Consider the following 18,620-nt stretch of genomic DNA (forward strand, 5'->3'; position numbering starts at 1 on the left):
CTCGCTGGGTCTTGAAGCGTGTCAGGGTTAAAGGGTTAAGATCATGTAGATGTCAGAGCGTTCATATTCAGACTTTCCGAGGGGGTGTGCCGTTTCGCAGAAGCCCAGTTTTCGGTAGAGTTTCTGAGCATGGAGCAGCTTCCTGTTACTCTCGAGAAAGACCTGCTTTGCGCCAAGACGTCTCGCTTCGGCAAGTGTTTCCAGCATCAGTCTGCGCCCAATCCCTTTTGACTGGGCGGAGGGCGTGACCCCGGTTTTCGAAATTTCAAATAGGTCGTCACTGACCCGGGCCAATGCACAGGTACCAACAGGGGCGCCATTGATCAGGGCAAAGAATATGGAGCCCCCACGCGAAAGATAATAGCCGCCAGGGTTGCCGAGGGACTCTTTGTCTCTTTGGGCCTGTTGGTCGGGGAAATAGTGGTCAAGCCATTCCTGATTTAACTGCCTGAAGGCTTCGGCATATTTTGGGTCCCAGCCGACGATCGTTATCGCGCCATTAAGCCGGGGGTCGTTGAGCCTTTCAAGAACCTGTTGGCTTAGAGATGTTTCTTGCAGGCGCTGTTCGATAGCGAGGATATGTTCGGTCAAGGTTGCCGCTTTTATGCCCTCTTGCAGCTCATCAACTGCCTTGCTCAATTCTTTCCAGATAGGCTTGAGTTTAGGCAAGAGGTTTTTTGACTGTTCGGTAAAGGAGAGCTTCTGGGTTCGTTCATCTTCAGGATCGGGCGTCTTTATGATCCAGCCTTCCCGGATCATTTTCTGCGCCATCTTGCTGACCGCAGGGTGACTGACGCACAAGGCCTCCGATGCATCGGTGACAGAAATTGTTCCTTGTCTGAAAAGGAGATAGAACAGGGGAAAATAACTTGGCTGCAAAGAAACCCCCGCCTGACCATAGATCGAGGTAACTTCCTGAAAGAGCTGATCACTCAATCTTTTCAAGCGGCTACCAAGTGAGATGCTGCCAAAGGACGCCATAATGTCCATGTAGATTATTTATCTCGAATCTAAAACCAATTACGTAACTGATTACATAATTGGTTTTGCGAGGTGAAATGGCAAGAGTGAAAATGAAAAAAGGATATCAGGCTGCCTTGATAAATGGGGCAGGACGTTATTATGGCCCGGCAATCGCGATTGCCGGGCTTGTCGCTGGTTAAAGTTTCTTGTGGCTGAGTTCTTTGACAATTTTGAACAGACGGTGGAGGTCATGTGGCGTGGAAAGCCGATGATCGCCGTTTTTCACAAGAATGATCTCGACATCATCACTTTGCAGGGACTCTGATATTCGTGTCGCGGTTATCCAGGGAACATCAAGGTCCTCAATTCCCTGTATAAGTCTGACGGGACAGGAAATTTTCTGCGTCTGTCGTAAGAGCAGGTGGTTGCGTCCTTCTTCGATCAGATTGAGTGTAAGGGGATAGGGGGCATCGCCATAGTCACTGGGCTGGTGGTAGACGCCATCCTGCAATAGCGTTTGTTTTATTTCAGGTGAAAACTGTTGCCACATGAGATCTTCGGTGAAATCCGGGGCTGCAGCAATTCCAACCAACCCCTGGATCCTGCCCGGTCTCTGCAAGGCGACGTTCAACATGATCCAGCCCCCCATGGAGGAGCCAACGAGTATCTGTGGCCCCTCGGTGAGGTGGTCGAGAGCAGCCAAGGCATCCTGACTCCATTGACCAATGGTGCCATCTTTAAAAAGACCGGAAGATTGCCCGTGTCCGGCATAGTCAAACCGCAGGAAACTCTGCCCGCTGTCGCGGGCAAAATTTTCCAATGCAACGGCTTTTGTCCCGGTCATGTCAGACATGAAACCGCCAAGAAACACAAGTCCGGGTAAATCCTTATCGCCTTCTGTCTTTATATAGGCTATACGCTGCCCATCAGGGCGTTCGAGAAATGCTGGTGACTGGGTGCTGGACACTGTATTTTGAGCGGGTGCTATGATTTTGTCGGACATAAATAAAACAGGACTCCTGAAGTAACCGTTATGACGGATGGTTCTTACATTAACACTTTGTTATCGCAAGCTGCTACCCCCGAGCTTCCGTCTCTGATCAAGGCGGATGGAACAGCCATGACCATTCTCCAGGTCGTCCCTGCCATGGATTCTGGCGGGGTTGAACGGGGAACGCTGGATATGGCCAAGGCCATTGTCGAAGCGGGTGGCAAAGCGATTGTCGCTTCGCGCGGCGGGCAGCTTGTCACGCGGTTGAATATGGCGGGTGTCGAGCACGTTGAATTGCCGGTTCATTCGAAAAATCCCTGGACCATGTGGCGTAATACCAGCCGCCTGTTGAAGGTGATCCGCAAGCACGGTGTTGATCTTGTCCATGTGCGCTCGCGTGCACCGGGAAGACCTGCCCAAAGAGCCGCGCGCAAGGCCGGGATCCCCTTTGTTACAACTGTGCATGCCCCTTACAATATCCAAAACCGGTTCAAGCGCTACTACAATTCTGTGATGACCCGGGGCGATATTGTCATTTCGATCTCTGAATTTGTTTCGGACTATATCCGTAACAATTATGAGGTTGATGAGAGCAAAATTCGTGTGGTTCATCGTGGTATGGATACCGACAGTTTCAGTCCACATACTGTTAGTGCCGAACGGGTCATTCAGCTTTCGACCAAATGGCGTCTGCCTGATGGGGTGCCTCTGATTATGTTGCCAGGACGTTTGACCCGCTGGAAGGGGCAGGCGATCCTGCTGCAGGCTCTGACCCATTTACAAGATCTTGATCTTTGTTGTGCCCTGGTCGGATCTGATCAGGGGCGTACAGCCTATCGTGAAGAGCTGGAAAAGATGATTGCAGATCTGGGGCTGAGTGAACGGGCTTTCATCATGGATAACTGTGACGATATGCCTTCCGCCTATATGCTTTCCGATGTCGTGGTTTCTGCTTCTACAGACCCGGAAGGATTTGGGCGAGTGGTGAGTGAGGGCCAGGCAATGGGGCGCCCGGTGGTCGCAAGTAATCATGGTGGAGCCAAGGAGCAGTTGCTGCCAAACGAAACAGGTTTCCTGTTCGAAAACGGTGATGCTGAAAGCTGTGCCAGGGCTATTCGTAAAGCTCTTAGTCTCAATGCCCGGGAGCGGGAAATCCTTTCGCGTAAGGGACAGGAGCGGGTTCAGCAGTTTTTCACCAAGAAACTGATGTGTGCCAAGACGCTGTCAATCTATAGTGAACTTATCAACGCCAAGACCAGCAAGGCGGTTTAGATCGCAGGTTCGCCGTATGATTCTATAATGATTTCCCTGCGGGGAAATTAAAAGAATCGGTCTGTTTACCCGGATTCCCCTGTGCTGTGCTTGACAGTACAGGGAAACATTCTACAGTGCCGAAACCTTGTAAAAATTCAATTTCCTCTACGTAAAACAGTAACTGAGAACGGTTTCCTATGGTCACGATTACATTGCCTGATGAAAGTCAGCGCAAATTTGACGGTCCCGTCACAGGGCATGAGGTGGCTGCATCCATTGGTCCACGTTTGGCCAGTGATGCTTTGGCTGTGGTTGTTAATGGCGAATTACGCGATACGTCCTATACCATCACCACCGATGCGACCCTGGAAATTGTGACCCGGAAACATGCAGAAGCCCAGCCTCTGTTGCGCCATGACTGTGCGCATGTAATGGCTGAGGCTGTACAGGAGCTTTACCCGGATACACAGGTTACTTTTGGTCCCTCTACGGATACAGGGTTCTACTACGACTTTGCCCGGGCAGAACCTTTTTCTTCCGATGATCTGGAGAAGATCGAGGCGAAGATGCACGAAATCATCGCGCGGGATCTGCCCTTCGTACGGGAAGTCTGGGATCGGGCCAGGGCTAAGGAGTTCTTCCTTGCCAAAGGCGAGAAGTACAAGGCCGAGCACGTTGACAATATTCCCGGGGATGAAGATCTGACAATTTATCGTCAGGGGGACTGGCTGGATCTGTGTCGCGGACCTCATGCGCCCTCCACGGGCAAGATCGGCAAGGGCTTCAAGCTGATGAAGGTCTCCGGTGCCTATTGGCGCGGTGACAAGGATAATGATCAGCTTCAGCGTATCTATGGCACCTGCTGGTCAGACGAGAAGGAGCTGAAGAAGCACCTGCTCATGCTTGAAGAAGCAGAAAAGCGTGATCACCGTCGTCTGGGCAAGGAACTGGGCCTGTTCCATCTGCAGGAAGAAGCTGCGGGTTCTGTGTTCTGGCATCCAAAAGGCTGGGCGCTCTATCGCTCGCTGGAAGACTATATGCGCAAGCGCCTCAGTGTGGCTGGCTATCAGGAAGTCAAGACACCACAGCTGATTGATCGTTCCCTGTGGGAGGCGTCTGGTCACTGGGAGAAATTCCGCGAGGGCATGTTTATCGCCAGTTCCGAGGATGACCGTACTTTGGCGGTCAAGCCAATGAACTGTCCCGGACATGTGCAGATTTTCAAACAGGGTCAAACCAGCTATCGCGACCTGCCGCTGCGGATGGCAGAATTTGGCGCCTGTCACCGGAATGAGCCTTCTGGTGCTTTACACGGGCTGATGCGCGTGCGGGCCTTCACTCAGGATGATGCGCATATTTTCTGTACCGAAGACCAGATCAACAGCGAGACAGTGATTTTCTGCGACCTGCTCAAGATGGTCTATAAAGATCTCGGTTTTGAAGACATCGTTGTCAAATTTTCCGACCGTCCCGAGAAGCGTGCGGGTACCGACGAAAGTTGGGACAAGTCGGAAGCTGCACTTCGTGAAGCAGTCGAAGAAGCTGGCCTTAGCTATACAATGAACCCGGGTGAAGGAGCATTCTATGGTCCAAAGCTCGAATTTGTGCTCAAGGATGCGATCGGTCGAGACTGGCAGTGCGGAACTTTGCAGGTTGATGTGATCCTGCCAGAGCGTCTTGATGCCTCCTATATTGGTGAAGATGACAAACGTCATCGCCCGGTTATGTTGCATCGGGCGATCCTCGGGTCTTTCGAACGCTTCATTGCCATCCTGATTGAACAATATGCAGGCAAATTTCCGCTCTGGCTGGCACCGCAACAGGTCGTGGTTGCCTCGATCACGACGGATGCAAACGACTATGCACTTGAGGTCCGAGACAAGCTGAAAGCCGCTGGTCTTCGGGTTCAAGCGGATCTGCGTAATGAGAAAATCAATTACAAGATTCGCGAGCACAGCCTGAGCAAAACACCGGTCATTGCTGTTGTCGGGCGTCGGGAAGCAGAGGAAGGGAAAGTTGCTCTGCGTCGCCTTGGTGGCAAGGACCAACAAATTATGACTTTGGAAGAGGCACTTAGCTCTCTCGCTGAGGAAGCGAAGTCGCCTGCTGAAGGATAAGGGATAAAAAATAACTTTCTGGTTGCCGACCACTGGGGGTTATTGGCATTATGCCGGGCGTAATGGTAGAATATGGTCGGCATTTTTAGGGTAATGACCTGCTGCTGACGCCAGCTGTCAGCAATTTTGGAATAACAGGAATAACGGGAGCACGACAATAGCACGCCCTCCAATGACAACACCCCCGCGCATCGATGGTCCGCGGGTAAATGAACGAATCACAGTCAATTCTGTCCGCCTTGTCGATGAAGAAGGCGAACAGGTTGGTGTGGTATCAACAAGAGACGCGATGAAACGCGCGCTCGATGCCGGACTGGATCTTGTAGAGGTTTCTCCAAATGCGGAGCCACCGGTATGCAAGATCATGGACTATGGCCGTTTTCGTTTTGAGACGCAGAAAAAGAAAAACGAAGCTCGCAAGAAACAGAAAATTGTTGAGCTCAAGGAACTCAAGGTTCGCCCCAACATCGATACACATGACTATGATGTGAAGATGCGGGCCGCGAACAAGTTCATTTCTGCGGGTGACAAGGTCAAGGTGACGATGCGTTTTCGTGGCCGTGAAATTACGCACCAGGACATTGGACTTGATGTTCTCAAGCGTATCGAGACTGATCTTGATGAAATCGCAAAAGTCGAGTTGCGCCCCAAGATGGAAGGTCGCCAAATGATTATGATCTTGGCTCCGAGGTAGGGGTTGAAATCTGGATTGAAAAAGCCGCTCGGTTCCGAGCGGCTTTTTTATTGTCTGTAATACATCGGTTTTAGTTATGGAAGGTATAGCTATGGCAAAGGCCTCGCTTGTCGTAATCGGAGGAGGAATACTGGGCTGTTCCATTGCCTATCACCTTGCAAAGCGGGGTGTGGACGATGTTCTGTTGCTGGAACGTCGAGACCTTGCAACGGCTTCCTCTTCGCAAGCTGCCGGGCTAATGTTCAAAATATCTTCCAAGCCTGCTGTTGATCACTTGAGCCGTCGGACATTCGAGCTCTTTTCCGAACTGGAAGAGATTACAGGGGAGGCGCTTGATTTTAAGGCTGTTGGCAGCTTGAGAGTTGCAGAGAGTGAAGCAAACAAAGCCAGTCTGCTGAAAACGCTGAACAGAGCGCGGGAAGAAGGCACCTCTGCCGAGATGGTGGACCGGAATTGGCGGTCCGAAAAGCTGCCCTGGTTTACGGCTGGGGATGATGCCCTGACAGTGTACTTCAAAGAGGAAGGTTATATTGATCCTTATCGTTTAACCCGGGCCTATGCAAAGGCGGCAAGATTATCCGGGGCGACGGTTAAAGCGGGTATCGCTGTTCTGGGTATCAGGATGGCAAATGGTGTTGTCACTGGTGTCGAAACCGACCAGGGAGTTGTTCCCTGTGACAGAGTAGTTGTTGCTGGCGGGTCCTGGTCAAATAATCTGACTCTTCCTCTTGGTATCGCATTGCCGATGGTTCCAACCCGAAGCCACTTCTGGATTGCCGCACCAGAACCCGACTTTGGGGATCACCAGCCCATGATGATACATGCAGACGCCGGGGCCTATACCCGACCCGAGGTGGGTGGCCTGTTGCTCGGGGTTCAAGAGGCCCGTTCGCGTACTTTTGATTACCGGATCCTGCCAGAAGATATATCGTCTTTTGCTGTAACGGACGAGGGAGATGAATGGGACGCCCTGATTGAGGCAGAGCAAAGGGTTTCGGGTTTTTTTCCTGGTTTGGGGGCTGCTCGTTTTGAGCACTATATGGCAGGCCTCTCAGCGTACACACCGGATGGGCATTTTCTTTTAGGAGCTGCAAAAGCCGTAGAAGGTCTGTTCGTCGCGGCAGGTTGCTGTGGGTCGGGGGTGATGGCTTCGGGAGGTATTGGTGACGCTCTTGCCGAACTGATCACAGAGGGGAAAAGCGGGTATGATCTGATGCCTTTTGATCTGCAGCGATTTGGTGCTGTCGAGCCGGCTTCGGAGGCATTTCAGCTCCTTTGCGCAAATGCTCGGGCGAGAAAGGCAAAGTAAGTCTGAAAGGGCCAAAATGACTATTCCGGCCCTTTCAGGATTTGTATTACTTTTCTTTGGGCTTCCAAAGTTTGTTGTTGGCAGCTTCTCGCAGGGATTGGAAGGCTACATAGAGCGTCGGGATGAAAAGGATGCCGATTGATGTGGCGGCAACCATGCCCCCGAATACAACGAAGCCAACGGCAACCCGGCTGGCCGCGCCAGCACCAGAAGCAAAGATCAAGGGTAAAACACCGAGGATGAACGAAAGCGCTGTCATCATGACAGCCCTGAAGCGCAATGAAGCAGCTTCAAGTGCAGCTTCATGGATTGTCAGACCTTCTTCACGACGTACCTTGGCAAATTCAACAATCAGAATGGCGCTTTTGCTCGCAAGGCCGATCAGCATGACCATCCCGATCTGGGCGTAGAGGTTGTTGTCGAGAAAGGGGAGCAGTGTCATGGGCAGCAAAGCGCCAAATCCGGCGATTACTACGGATGTGATGACAGACAGAGGTATGGTCCAGCTTTCATACTGGGCCACAAGGAAGAGATAGGCAAAGATCAAAGCCAGAGAGAAGATAATGACAATGTAACCCCCTGCCTCCTGCTCCTGTTTGGATGTCCCGGTCCATTCAATTCCATACCCATCAGGCAGGGCGTTTGCAGCAGCGCGTTCCAGTGCCGCAATGGCATCGCCACTACTATAGCCGGTCGCAGGAGAACCCGTTATGGATGCTGATTTGAATTGATTGTAGCGGGCAACCGACAGAGGGCCGAGGATTGGTTCTATTTCAATAAGCGTCCGTAAAGGGATCATATCGCCGTTATCATTTCGAACATGCAGATTATCGATGTCTTCCAACCCGTCACGGAACTGAGCTTCGGCTTGAATTTGAACCCGATAAACTTTTCCGTAGAGGTTAAAGTCATTGATGTAGGATGAGCCAAGGTTTGCCTGCAAGGTTGAGAAAATGTCCGAAACCTTGACGCCAAGAACGAGAGCTTTTTCTCGGTCAACTTCCAGGAATAGCTGGGGAATATTGGCGGAGTAAGTGCTGAATACAGAACTTAATTCAGGTTGCTGGTTGGCTGCAAAAGCCAAGCTGCGCACAGCTGAAGCAAGTTCTTGTGGTGTTCGTCCTAGATAATCTTGAACTTGGGCCTCTACGCCGCCGCTTGTACCCAGCCCCATGATTGGGGGGAGAGGGAAAGCAAAAGATTCTGCTGCTGCAAGACCTGCTAACTGACCATTAATTCGGCCGAGAATATTGAACCATTTTAGTTCAAAGGAGCTGCGTTCTGACCAGTCACTTAATATCGGTATCAGAAGGGATGAGTTTGAAGCTGCTCCCGATATTATACTGAAGCCGGAAACGGAAATAACATCTGTGACGCCTTCTTCTTCCAGAAGCATTTCGGTGACTTTCGCTGTAACTTCATTTGTTCGTTCCAGTGATGCACCATCGGGGAGTTGAACGTTCACGAAGAACACCCCTTTGTCTTCCATGGGAATAAATCCTGTGGGGACCGTCTGGAACATATAGACGGTCACACCAGCGAAAATACCAAGAACGGCCAAGGAGATAGCAAGCCTTCTGATCATAAGGGCAACAACTCTGCTGTAGCCATTACGGGTACGATCAACGAGGTTTGCGAACAGTTTCAAAGGGCCACGGGGTTCGCCGCTGTCTGGTTTTAAAAGAAGTGCGCAAAGTGCAGGCGAAAGCGTTAAAGCGTTAATGGATGAGAGTGAAACTGCCACGCAAATGGTGAGTGAGAACTGTTTATAGAGTTCGCCGGTAATGCCTGGCATGAAGGATACAGGTACAAAGACTGCCAAAAGCACCAAAGTTGTTGCTACGACAGGGCCGGTGACCTCTTTCATTGCCTGCTTGGTTGAATCAGCTGCCGATTTGCCGGTTTCTTTCATGATCCTTTGGACATTTTCAACAACGACAATGCTGTCATCTACGACAATCCCGATTGCAAGGATAATGGCAAAGAGCGTGATCATATTGGCACTGAAGCCGACAGCATATAGAACGGCAAAAGTACCGATAAGAGATACCGGGATTGCAAGACTCGGGATCAGGGTTGAACGCCAATCACTCAAAAATAGGAAAGTTACGCTGACAACAAGAGCAAAGGTGATGAGCAGCGTTTCGATGACTTCTTTGACCGAGGCACGAACGGCGTTGGTTGTATCATAGAGTATTTTGTACTCGACGCCTTGTGGGAAACTTTTCGATAGACGGTCAAGTTCTGCATAGATGGCATCGGCAACCTCAAGGGCATTGGCGCCAGGTGACTGATAAACCGCAATCGCTGCAGAAGGGGCGTTGTTGAGTTTTGAGGCGGAAGAATAGCTTTGTGAGCCAAGTTCTACCCGCGCAATGTCTTTTAGCCGGACAAAAGAACCGTCTTGATTGGCCCGGATAACAATATTTTCAAACTCTTCAACAGTTGTCAGACGACCTTTGGCTTGAAGGGTGTATTGAAACTGGGGCGTTCCTTCAAACGGTGGTGCACCCAGTTGCCCCGCTGTGGCTTGAATGTTTTGATTCTCTATAGCCTCGGTCACATCTTTGGTTGTGAGCTCAACGGCAGTAAGACGGTCCGGGTTAAGCCAAACACGCATTCCATAATCCAGAGCGCCGAACTGCGAGACGCTGCCGACGCCGTTAATACGCGCCAATGAATCCTGAATATAAATAGAAGCGTAGTTACTCAGGAACAGTGAATCTTGCGAGTTATCGGGCGAGACCATATTGATCACAAGAAGCATTGACGTTGACTGTTTTTGCGTGATGACGCCTTGTCGTGTGACTTCTTGCGGTAAGGAGGAATTGGCCGTTGCTACACGGTTTTGAACATTAACCGCGGCAATATCCGGATCTGTTCCCACAGCAAAGGTGACCGTTAGCTCATAGCTGCCATCGTTACTACTCGTAGAGGACATATAAAGCATACCGTCAACGCCGTTGACTTTTGCTTCAATCGGGGCGGCGACAGATTGTTCGACAACAGTGGCATTTGCTCCGGGATAGGAGGTCGTAACTTTAACCTGCGGGGGGGTGATCTCGGGATATTCGGCTACAGGCAGGCCCTTAAGGGCGATGATACCAGCCAGAACTATAACGATGGATATAACCAGGGCGAACTTCGGGCGATTGATGAAAAAAGCTGAAAACACAATCAGGCTCCCTCTTCAACCGGATTGACCTGCATGTCGGGCCTAACCTTTTGTATCCCCTGAACAATGATGCGTTCACCTTTAAGCAATCCGTTTGTGACCACCCAGTCGGTTTCAATCTGTTCGCCAACATCGATTCGTCTAATCTCGACCTTGTTGTCCCGATTGACAGCCAGAACAAAGTAACCTGTTTGGTCTTTCTGGACCGAAGATTGGGGAATGACGAGAGCAGGGTGGGTTTCCTTTGCCCGGACGGCAACGTTTACAAATTGCCCCGGTACCAAGAGGTGGTTCGGGTTGGGGAAAACAGCCCGGGTGGTGATCGAGTTGGTGTTTTGGTTGACTTCGGTGTTGATGAAATCAAACTGGCCTGCGAATTCATACGGTTTTCCATCGGAAAGCGTAAGCGTCGGAGTAACTGTTGGTTCTGTGATCGGTCCCTCGCGTCGTACTTCGAGGATGATCTTGTCACTGACCGGAACGTTGACATAAATCGGGTCCATACTGGTGATCGTGGCCAGGGGTTCGCTGCTGGCATTGACCAGGTTCCCGACACTGTAGCGGGAACTGCTGATCTGGCCGTCAATCGGACTGTGAATTTCGGTGTAACTGAGGTTCAGTTCGGCTTTTCGCAAGGATGCTTTGGCCTGCATGACGCTTGCCAGAGCAGAGGATTCGTTTGCAAGGGAGGTGTCCAGTGAAGCTTCGGAGACGACCTTCTTTTTTCGGAGTTCTTCTTTGCGGCTGAGATCGGAGCGGGCGTTCTTCAGGGTTGCTTCCGCGCCAGCCAGGTCTGCCTGACTTTGGGCAACGGCAATTTCATAGGGTGCTTTTTCCAGAATGTAGAGCAGGTCTCCCTTCTTGACGATCGAGCCTTCTGTAAACAGGCGCTGTTCAAGAAAACCTTCTACTCTTGCCTGAATGTAAACTTTTTCCTTGGCTTCAACACGGCCAATGAAGCTGAGCTCTGGGGCAATATCCCGTTCGGTAACAGTTGTGACGACTACGCTGGGGAGGGGGGAAGCGCTTTCTTGGGTGTGGGCGGGAAGGCTGAAGGAGGTTGTGACAATCAGAGCTGCTAGACTCCAGGGGGTGGATTTACGCATCGGTTTCTCTCGCTGTTGTCTGTCTCGGAATCTGATCGTGGGACGAAGGTGTCCGGGATAAGTATTGTCTGGAAATTATATTTCAATACCCCTGGGTATGTTTTGCAAAGTTATACTGTCCCTCAGATAGTAAGACTATACATGGTCAGGCACCAAAAATTATTCTTAAATTACAAGAGGTGCCTTGAGCGGGTTTTGTCTGGCCTGGCCGAGCTTGCTGGTAATGTTCGCGCTCCTGAGTTTAAGTCCCTTGCCTTTGTGGGGAAAGGGTACTATAAACCCCGCCATTGTCGGGTGGCATGAGCCAAAGGGTATGCCTAGTCACTCTGAAAAGAACCTGTTATTTAAAGGAAAGAAAATGCCCAAACTTAAGACGAAATCTGGCGCGAAGAAACGCTTCCGCCTGACCGGAACTGGTAAAGTCGTTGCTGCCCAGGCAGGAAAACGGCACGGGATGCGCAAGCGTTCACAGACAATGATTCGTAACGCTCGCGGGACGACAACTCTCTGTGAATCCGATGCTCGCATCATCAAACGTAATTTTCTCGTTAACAGTTAAGGTTAGGGAAGTAGCAATATGGCTCGTGTAAAACGGGGCGTGACTGCGCGCGCACGCCACAAAAAAATCACTAAACTTGCTCGCGGCTTCCGTAGCCGTGGTAAAAACGTCTTCCGGGTTGCCGTACAGCGCCTGGAAAAAAGCTGGCAGTATGCTTATCGCGATCGTCGCGTTAAAAAGCGTACCTTCCGCGGTCTGTGGATTCAGCGTATCAATGCTGGTGTTCGTCAGCACGGGATCACTTATTCCCAGTTCATGAATGGTGCCAAGAAAGCCGAAATCGGTCTCGACCGTAAAATTCTGGCAGATCTTGCTGTTCGTGAACCAGCAGCTTTCGCAGCTGTCGTGGAAAGAGCAAAAGCAGCTCTGGCGTAATTTATAAGACGCCAAGCTCTGCGATAGGTGACTATCCGAAGGCAGCATCCGGTATCCGGGTGCTGCCTTTTGTCTTGATTATATCGTCAGGATGAGCCGACCGGACTAGCTACTGGTTTGTTATTGAGTATGTTTTTCCCCGTTTTTCTTCTGCCACATCTGATCACTGTGGCTCCTGGTACTGTTAAGATATAATGTTCTCTCTCAAAAATTTTGCGTCCCTGCTTTTATGTTTGTTTGTTCTGGCAAGTTGTAATGAGGGAGATTATTCCCCCGATACCTTTGCCGTACGCCAAAGAACGCTGGACGGAAAGACGATCGGTGAACTGGTTGATGAGCTTGCCGGACGAAGCGGGAAAGTCACTTGGCTCTCAGAGCCTTGGGATGCTAAACAGTCTGAAGAGGTAATCCGGGTGACGGCTACGATCCGGAAAGAACTGGATGGTATCGAGCGAGAACTGATCTTGCTCTACCGATTTGACAAAATTTCCCGGGATGTTGTCCTGGATCAGGTCCTGTTTGATGGCCAGGTGCAGAGTGTTACCGGTGGTGCGATGGCCATGTTGGCGATGAAGCTTGAATAGAGATAGAGGGGGAGATTCCCCCCGCGACTGGAAGTAGTGGAATGGAAAATCTGGAAGAACTCCGTGGCGCCTTGCTGCAGCGGGTAGAAGAAGCAGCTGACCTTGAAGCCCTCGATAATGTGCGGGTACAGGCGCTGGGGAAAAAAGGTGAGATTACCCAGCGGATGAAAACCCTGGGCGGGCTTGATCCTGAAGCGAGAAAAGCGGCAGGGCAGGCTTTTAATCTGATCAAGCAGGATGTGGCTGATGCCCTGGATCGTCGTAAGGAAATCTTGCACGAAGCGGCTTTATCTGAACGTCTGGCTCGTGAAACGATAGATGTTTCCTTGCCTGCGCGTCCGGTCACGATTGGGAAAATGCACCCCATCAGTCAAACTCTGGAAGAGCTGGTGGCAATTTTTGGTGAAATGGGTTTTTCTGTCGCTCAGGGACCACACATCGAGGATGATTTTCATAATTTCACAGCCCTGAATATTCCGCCGGAACATCCGGCACGCCAGGAACTTGATACCTTCTATATGCCAGAGCGCGAAGATGGCACCCGTTCGGTTCTACGGACCCATACGTCACCCGTACAGATCCGGGCAATGCAGACCACGACACCGCCGATCCGGATTATTGCACCGGGGCGGACATTCCGTGCCGATCACGATGCCACGCACTCCCCGATGTTTCATCAGGTCGAGGGTCTTGTGATTGATGAAAAGACCAATATGGGACATCTCAAGGGTGTTCTAATCGAATTCTGTCGGGCTTATTTCGGGGTTGAGGATTTACCCCTGCGTTTCCGTCCGAGCTACTTCCCCTTTACAGAACCTTCTGCAGAAGTCGATATCGGCTGTAGCCGGGCAGATGGCCAGCTGAAAATCGGTGCTGGCAATGACTGGCTCGAGATTCTTGGCAGTGGCATGATCAATCCAAAGGTTCTTGAAAACTGCGGTATCGATTCAACCAAATATCAGGGTTTTGCCTTCGGGATCGGGATCGAGCGTCTGGCCATGCTCAAATACGGTATCCCCGATCTACGGACTTTCTATGAAACAGATCTGCGCTGGATGAAACACTATGGGTTCCTGCCCATGGAAATGCCCAGCATGGTTCGTGGTCTGTAAGGAAGGATTGAGGTAATGAAATTCACATTGAACTGGTTGAAAGATCACCTTGATACGGATGCTTCGCTGGAAGTGATCGTCGAAAAACTTTCCCTCATCGGCCTCGAAGTTGAAGGGGTCGAAAACAAGGCAGAAGAACTGAAGGCTTTTAAAACGGCGCGTGTTGTCGAGGCAATTCAGCACCCGAATGCGGACAGGTTGCGTGTTTGTCAGGTGCAGACCGCTGAAGGCACCAGTCAGGTCGTCTGTGGGGCGCCCAATGCCCGCACAGGGATGGTTGGCGTCTTCGCACCAGTTGGCAGTTATGTGCCCGGGATTGACCTGTTGCTCAAGCCAGGCAAGTTGCGTGGTGAGGAGTCCAACGGGATGTTGGTTTCCGAGAGAGAGATGGGACTTTCCGACGAACACGACGGAATTATTGACCTGCCTGATGATACTGAAATCGGCGTGCCTTTGGCTGAAATTCTTGGTCTGGATGATCCGATTATTGAAATCGCGATTACGCCGAACCGGGGGGATTGCCTGGGTGTGCGGGGTGTGGCACGCGATCTGGCGGCCGCTGGTCTGGGGAAACTCAAGCCACTGCAGACAGAAAAACATGCCGGAACCTTTACTAGTCCAATCAGCTGGAAGATTGATGCCGAAGTCGCTGATAAGGTTCCCTATGTTGCCGGGCGCTATTTCAAAGGCCTGAAAAACGGGCCGAGCCCCAAATGGATGCAGGATCGCCTGCGTGCCATTGGCAACCGTCCTATTTCTGCCCTGGTTGATATTACGAACTATGTTTCTTTTGATCTGGGACGTCCGCTGCACGTGTTTGATGCAGACAAGCTGTCTGGCGATTTGACCATGCGTAATGGTCGGGATGGCGAAGAATTCCTTGCTCTGGACGAAGAGACCTATCAACTCGCCGATGGCATGGTTGTCATTGGCGATGATGCTGCTGTCCAGGGGATCGGGGGTGTCATGGGCGGGATGAATTCCGGTTGTGGTGACACAACCAGCAACATGTTCCTTGAGGTAGCTCTGTTTGATCCTGTTTCAGTTGCGGTCACCGGACGGAAGACCGGAATTAATTCTGATGCACGCTATCGTTTCGAACGCAGTGTTGACCCTGTTTCTGCAGATTGGGGTGTAGATGTTGCGACTCGAATGGTGCTTGATCTTTGTGGCGGTGAGGTGAGCAATCTTACTTCTGCAGGAGAGATCCCTTCTGCCAAGCGTCTTATTGAGCTGCGCCCGGAACGGGTTGCGCAGCTCTGTGGTGTGGCGATTGCACAGGAAAAACAAATCGAGATCCTGACGAAGCTTGGCTTCGAAGTTGCAGAAAAAGGCGCGGTTCTCTCGGTCGCTGTTCCAAGCTGGCGCAGTGATGTGGAGATGGAGGCCTGCCTGGTCGAGGAGGTTCTTCGTATCCATGGATACGAAAACATTCCCGAGCTGGAGATGTCGCGTGATCACTATCTGCCACAGGGTGTGCTAACCTTGGCGCAGCGCAGAGTTTCGAATGCCCGGACTGCCCTGTGCTGGCGCGGTCTTGATGAAGCGGTCACTTTCTCGTTTGTTTCCCGGGCCCAGGCCGATCTCTTTGGGTCGGTACCAGACTGTTTGCGGGTGGCCAATCCGATCTCGACAGATCTGGATACCATGCGTCCGTCTATCCTGCCGACACTTCTGGCTGCCGCAGCTAAAAATACTGACCGTGGTTATGGGGATAATGCTCTGTTTGAAGTCGGTCCTCAGTATCAGGACGATACTGCCAAAGGGCAGCTTGAAATGGCCTCTGGCCTGCGCTCGGGCAAGGCCGCAGAGCGGCATTGGGAAAATACTCCGCGTCCGGTGGATCTGTTTGATGCCAAGGGAGACGCCCTTGCAGCTCTCTCTGCTGCAGGAGCCCCGGTAGATAACCTTCAGGTCTTTACTACAGCGCCCGCTTACTACCATCCCGGACGTTCTGGTGCTTTGGGCTTGGGCCCGACAAATGTACTGGCCTATTTTGGCGAGTTACATCCTCGTGTTCTAGAGGCGATGGATATCAAAGGGCCGGTCGTGGCATTTGAAGTCTTCCTTGAGAAGATTCCTCAGCCAAAGGTTAAAAAAGGCGAGTCGAGCAACATCAAACCGGCCTTGGTCTTGTCGGCATTCCAACCGGTTGAGCGTGATTTTGCTTTCCTTGTGGACGATACAGTTGAAGCCGGAAGGTTGCTTCGAGCGGTTGTCGGGGCGGACAAGAACCTGATCAGCAATGCTGTTCTGTTTGATATCTATACCGGCAAAGGTGTTGAGGAAGGGAAAAAATCCCTGGCCGTTACGGTTACCCTACAGCCAAAAGAGCGTACCCTGACGGACGAGGAAATTGACGCTGTTTCGCAGAAAGTTTTGGCCCAGGCGATGAAAGCGACTGGGGCCGTCCTGCGCAGCTAGGTTGATATTCAGGCTGTATATGACAAATGAGAAGGCCCCGGCTGGGATGAGCTGCCGGGGCCATTTCTTTTTTGCGGTTGATCACAATTGCGCGATTTCGAGTTGGCGGGAAGCTAGAGATTTGAATTTAAAATTACTTTTGAGTTCCTCTTGAAGACGTGAGGATCACTCCGGTTTTGCGGTTCCTGTGAGCAGTGGTTCATAATTGTGTTATACTGTCTGTTACTAACCAGGGGGTGATCTGGGGGGGCGTCGCTAGGAGACACCTATGTCATTACCTGCAAAAGACTTATCCTCTCATCAGAGTACGGTCCGTGAAGCTGTCGGCGTTTTTCATACCGCAAAAGAGCTGGAAGCAGCTGTTGATGCCCTATTGAGTGCTGGTTTTGATCGCTCAGAGCTAAGTTTGCTGGCGAGTGAGAATTCTGTAAATGAAAAGCTGGGTCATCGCTATAGTTCAGTTGCCGAGCTAGAAGATGATCCTGATGTCCCCAGAACCGCCTATGTTGAGCAGGATTCAATCGTGGAGGGCAAAACGGCACTGATTGGCGGCCTGGCCTATATCGGAGCTGTTGTCGCCGCTGCACCTGTTGTCGCCTCTGGAGGATCCCTGGCTGTAGCAATAATCGGTGCTGTTCTCGCTGGTGGCTCGGCTGGCATTTTCGGCACCTTTGTTGCCGAGTGGATCGGCCATAAACATGCCCAGGATATTGAAAGCCAGATTGAACATGGCGGTTTGTTATTGTGGGTGACACTCAGGGATGCTGCGCACGAAGAAAAAGCCCTGGCTATTCTGGCCGCCCAGGGAGCAGAGGATGTGCATTGTCACGATCTGCCAGCCCCAGATGATCCGGCTGATAACCCTTTGTCTGGCGTCACGGTGGATCCTTTCTTGCCCGGCGCAACAATCTGATTCACATAAGCGGCGGACACCCGGTACAGAGGTGATATCGCGCTTGTGCTGATACGGCGATATTCTTGAGTTCCACCTTTGGAGAGCAATCCACGGGGCATAGGAACTGCGGGATTTGGGATATTTTTCCTCCCGGCAAAATGTTCCTGAAAATCTTCAGCATAGTTCATTGATTTATAACATTTTTTAAGTGGTCCGAAACTTGCTTTGCATGAGGAAACTGTTTTGCAAGGTGGGTTGGCGTGAGTGTGAATCTCGATATTGTCTCTTTGAGCAATGTGTCTGGTTACGGGGCCCAGGGGCTTGGCGCTCCTGTAACGACACCAGACACGACTGTTTCTGAGAAGACGAATAAAACAGCAGGAGACAGGGGGAAAGAAGATCGCTTTTCCTCAGCCTTTAAAATCACACTCTCCGAAGAAGCCAAAGCCCTGATTGCCCGAATGGAGGGGGCTATCCGCCAGCCGGGTGATGTGCGTTTTGAAGATCTTTCCGCAGAAGAACAGAGCAGGGTCCGCGCACTGGAGCAGCAGTTAACCCAGATTTATGGCACTCTACCCGACCGTAAACTGGATGAAGACCAGAAAATTGCGATGAGCGATATACATGTAGAAATTAATGAATTACTCGGATTTCGGCCAAAGGTAATCGATCCTTCGCACCATACCCTGGTTCAGCGTTTGGAACAGGAAGCAGACAGGCTGTTATCTGATCCGGCTAAACTTCTTTCCGAGACAGAAGAGCGTCAGCTGGCTGTGATATATTCTCACCTCGAGAGTCTTCAGGGGGTTTCCTCCGTCAGCTATCAAACACCTGAGCATCTGTCGGAAGAGATAGCTCATCTGCAATCACGCCTAGACCAGATCTATGGTATTAGTGACATCAAGCTCCCCAATTCTGATGAAATGAAGCAAGCGACCCAGATTTTCAAAGATCTTTCAGGTATTTATGACGGTGCCTTCAAACGGATGATGAAGCTGGATGGTCCAGAATAGCTCACTTGAAAAATTTCCTTCTTTCTTCCCCTTCTGGCTTGGGTTTCTG

15 protein-coding genes are annotated in these 18,620 nt (G+C 51.2%); 11 read left to right on the plus strand and 4 right to left on the minus strand.

The window, feature by feature from the left end; translation table 11 throughout:
- Window positions 1-27: 27 nt before the first annotated feature.
- Window positions 28-990: a bifunctional helix-turn-helix transcriptional regulator/GNAT family N-acetyltransferase gene (locus tag O4H49_RS12215; protein ID WP_269423700.1), complete on the minus strand. Its 963-nt coding sequence runs from the start codon at window positions 988-990 to the stop codon at window positions 28-30.
- A gap of 169 nt (window positions 991-1,159) precedes the next feature.
- Window positions 1,160-1,966, minus strand: coding sequence for an alpha/beta hydrolase (locus O4H49_RS12220; protein ID WP_269423701.1), 807 nt, complete (start codon window positions 1,964-1,966; stop codon window positions 1,160-1,162).
- A gap of 30 nt (window positions 1,967-1,996) precedes the next feature.
- Between O4H49_RS12220 and O4H49_RS12225 the strand changes: the two genes are divergently transcribed.
- From O4H49_RS12225 to O4H49_RS12240, 4 genes are all read left to right on the plus strand, one after another.
- Window positions 1,997-3,226: a glycosyltransferase family 4 protein gene (locus O4H49_RS12225; protein ID WP_269423702.1), complete on the plus strand. Its 1,230-nt coding sequence runs from the start codon at window positions 1,997-1,999 to the stop codon at window positions 3,224-3,226.
- A 179-nt stretch (window positions 3,227-3,405) separates the two neighbouring features.
- Window positions 3,406-5,325 carry a threonine--tRNA ligase gene (gene thrS / locus O4H49_RS12230; RefSeq protein WP_269423703.1) on the plus strand — a complete coding sequence of 640 codons (1,920 nt, stop codon included), beginning with the start codon at window positions 3,406-3,408 and terminating at the stop codon, window positions 5,323-5,325.
- 172 nt (window positions 5,326-5,497) lie between these two features.
- On the plus strand, window positions 5,498-6,019 hold the full coding sequence (infC, locus tag O4H49_RS12235) for a translation initiation factor IF-3 (protein WP_020590803.1): 522 nt from the start codon (window positions 5,498-5,500) through the stop codon (window positions 6,017-6,019).
- A gap of 91 nt (window positions 6,020-6,110) precedes the next feature.
- Window positions 6,111-7,328: an NAD(P)/FAD-dependent oxidoreductase gene (locus O4H49_RS12240; RefSeq protein WP_269423704.1), complete on the plus strand. Its 1,218-nt coding sequence runs from the start codon at window positions 6,111-6,113 to the stop codon at window positions 7,326-7,328.
- A gap of 46 nt (window positions 7,329-7,374) precedes the next feature.
- Here O4H49_RS12240 and O4H49_RS12245 read toward each other — a convergent pair whose 3' ends face one another.
- Entirely contained in the window at window positions 7,375-10,503 is a 3,129-nt protein-coding gene (locus O4H49_RS12245) for an efflux RND transporter permease subunit (protein ID WP_269423705.1), read from the minus strand.
- Between the two features lie 2 nt (window positions 10,504-10,505).
- On the minus strand, window positions 10,506-11,609 hold the full coding sequence (locus tag O4H49_RS12250) for an efflux RND transporter periplasmic adaptor subunit (RefSeq protein ID WP_269423706.1): 1,104 nt from the start codon (window positions 11,607-11,609) through the stop codon (window positions 10,506-10,508).
- Window positions 11,610-11,967: 358 nt separating this feature from the next.
- On the opposite strand from O4H49_RS12250, the gene rpmI reads away from it, so the two are divergent.
- The 7 genes from rpmI to O4H49_RS12285 all read left to right on the plus strand — a co-directional run bounded on the left by rpmI (window position 11,968) and on the right by O4H49_RS12285 (window position 18,571).
- Window positions 11,968-12,168 carry a 50S ribosomal protein L35 gene (gene rpmI / locus O4H49_RS12255; RefSeq protein ID WP_020590807.1) on the plus strand — a complete coding sequence of 67 codons (201 nt, stop codon included), beginning with the start codon at window positions 11,968-11,970 and terminating at the stop codon, window positions 12,166-12,168.
- An 18-nt stretch (window positions 12,169-12,186) separates the two neighbouring features.
- Window positions 12,187-12,543 (plus strand): 50S ribosomal protein L20, encoded by a 357-nt coding sequence (rplT, locus tag O4H49_RS12260; RefSeq protein WP_269423707.1) that lies wholly within the window; start codon window positions 12,187-12,189, stop codon window positions 12,541-12,543.
- A gap of 194 nt (window positions 12,544-12,737) precedes the next feature.
- Window positions 12,738-13,127 carry a hypothetical protein gene (locus tag O4H49_RS12265; protein ID WP_269423708.1) on the plus strand — a complete coding sequence of 130 codons (390 nt, stop codon included), beginning with the start codon at window positions 12,738-12,740 and terminating at the stop codon, window positions 13,125-13,127.
- 41 nt (window positions 13,128-13,168) lie between these two features.
- Window positions 13,169-14,239 (plus strand): phenylalanine--tRNA ligase subunit alpha, encoded by a 1,071-nt coding sequence (gene pheS, locus O4H49_RS12270; RefSeq protein WP_269423709.1) that lies wholly within the window; start codon window positions 13,169-13,171, stop codon window positions 14,237-14,239.
- Window positions 14,240-14,254: 15 nt separating this feature from the next.
- Window positions 14,255-16,663: a phenylalanine--tRNA ligase subunit beta gene (pheT, locus tag O4H49_RS12275; protein ID WP_269423710.1), complete on the plus strand. Its 2,409-nt coding sequence runs from the start codon at window positions 14,255-14,257 to the stop codon at window positions 16,661-16,663.
- A gap of 268 nt (window positions 16,664-16,931) precedes the next feature.
- Window positions 16,932-17,576: a hypothetical protein gene (locus O4H49_RS12280; RefSeq protein WP_269423711.1), complete on the plus strand. Its 645-nt coding sequence runs from the start codon at window positions 16,932-16,934 to the stop codon at window positions 17,574-17,576.
- A 242-nt stretch (window positions 17,577-17,818) separates the two neighbouring features.
- Entirely contained in the window at window positions 17,819-18,571 is a 753-nt protein-coding gene (locus O4H49_RS12285; protein WP_269423712.1) for a hypothetical protein, read from the plus strand.
- Window positions 18,572-18,620: the final 49 nt, after the last annotated feature.

Origin of the sequence: Kiloniella laminariae (genome assembly GCF_027214005.1) — a bacterium.
GTDB classification, from domain to species: domain Bacteria; phylum Pseudomonadota; class Alphaproteobacteria; order Kiloniellales; family Kiloniellaceae; genus Kiloniella; species Kiloniella laminariae_A.

Bases quoted from the DNA above. Each gene is read 5' to 3' on its own strand.
- O4H49_RS12215 (WP_269423700.1), bottom strand. From the start codon at position 990: ATGGACATTATGGCGTCCTTTGGCAGCATCTCACTTGGTAGCCGCTTG.
- O4H49_RS12220 (WP_269423701.1), bottom strand. From the start codon at position 1,966: ATGTCCGACAAAATCATAGCACCCGCTCAAAATACAGTGTCCAGCACC.
- O4H49_RS12225 (WP_269423702.1), top strand. From the start codon at position 1,997: ATGACGGATGGTTCTTACATTAACACTTTGTTATCGCAAGCTGCTACC.
- thrS (WP_269423703.1), top strand. From the start codon at position 3,406: ATGGTCACGATTACATTGCCTGATGAAAGTCAGCGCAAATTTGACGGT.
- infC (WP_020590803.1), top strand. From the start codon at position 5,498: ATGACAACACCCCCGCGCATCGATGGTCCGCGGGTAAATGAACGAATC.
- O4H49_RS12240 (WP_269423704.1), top strand. From the start codon at position 6,111: ATGGCAAAGGCCTCGCTTGTCGTAATCGGAGGAGGAATACTGGGCTGT.
- O4H49_RS12250 (WP_269423706.1), bottom strand. From the start codon at position 11,609: ATGCGTAAATCCACCCCCTGGAGTCTAGCAGCTCTGATTGTCACAACC.
- rpmI (WP_020590807.1), top strand. From the start codon at position 11,968: ATGCCCAAACTTAAGACGAAATCTGGCGCGAAGAAACGCTTCCGCCTG.
- rplT (WP_269423707.1), top strand. From the start codon at position 12,187: ATGGCTCGTGTAAAACGGGGCGTGACTGCGCGCGCACGCCACAAAAAA.
- O4H49_RS12265 (WP_269423708.1), top strand. From the start codon at position 12,738: ATGTTCTCTCTCAAAAATTTTGCGTCCCTGCTTTTATGTTTGTTTGTT.
- pheS (WP_269423709.1), top strand. From the start codon at position 13,169: ATGGAAAATCTGGAAGAACTCCGTGGCGCCTTGCTGCAGCGGGTAGAA.
- pheT (WP_269423710.1), top strand. From the start codon at position 14,255: ATGAAATTCACATTGAACTGGTTGAAAGATCACCTTGATACGGATGCT.
- O4H49_RS12280 (WP_269423711.1), top strand. From the start codon at position 16,932: ATGTCATTACCTGCAAAAGACTTATCCTCTCATCAGAGTACGGTCCGT.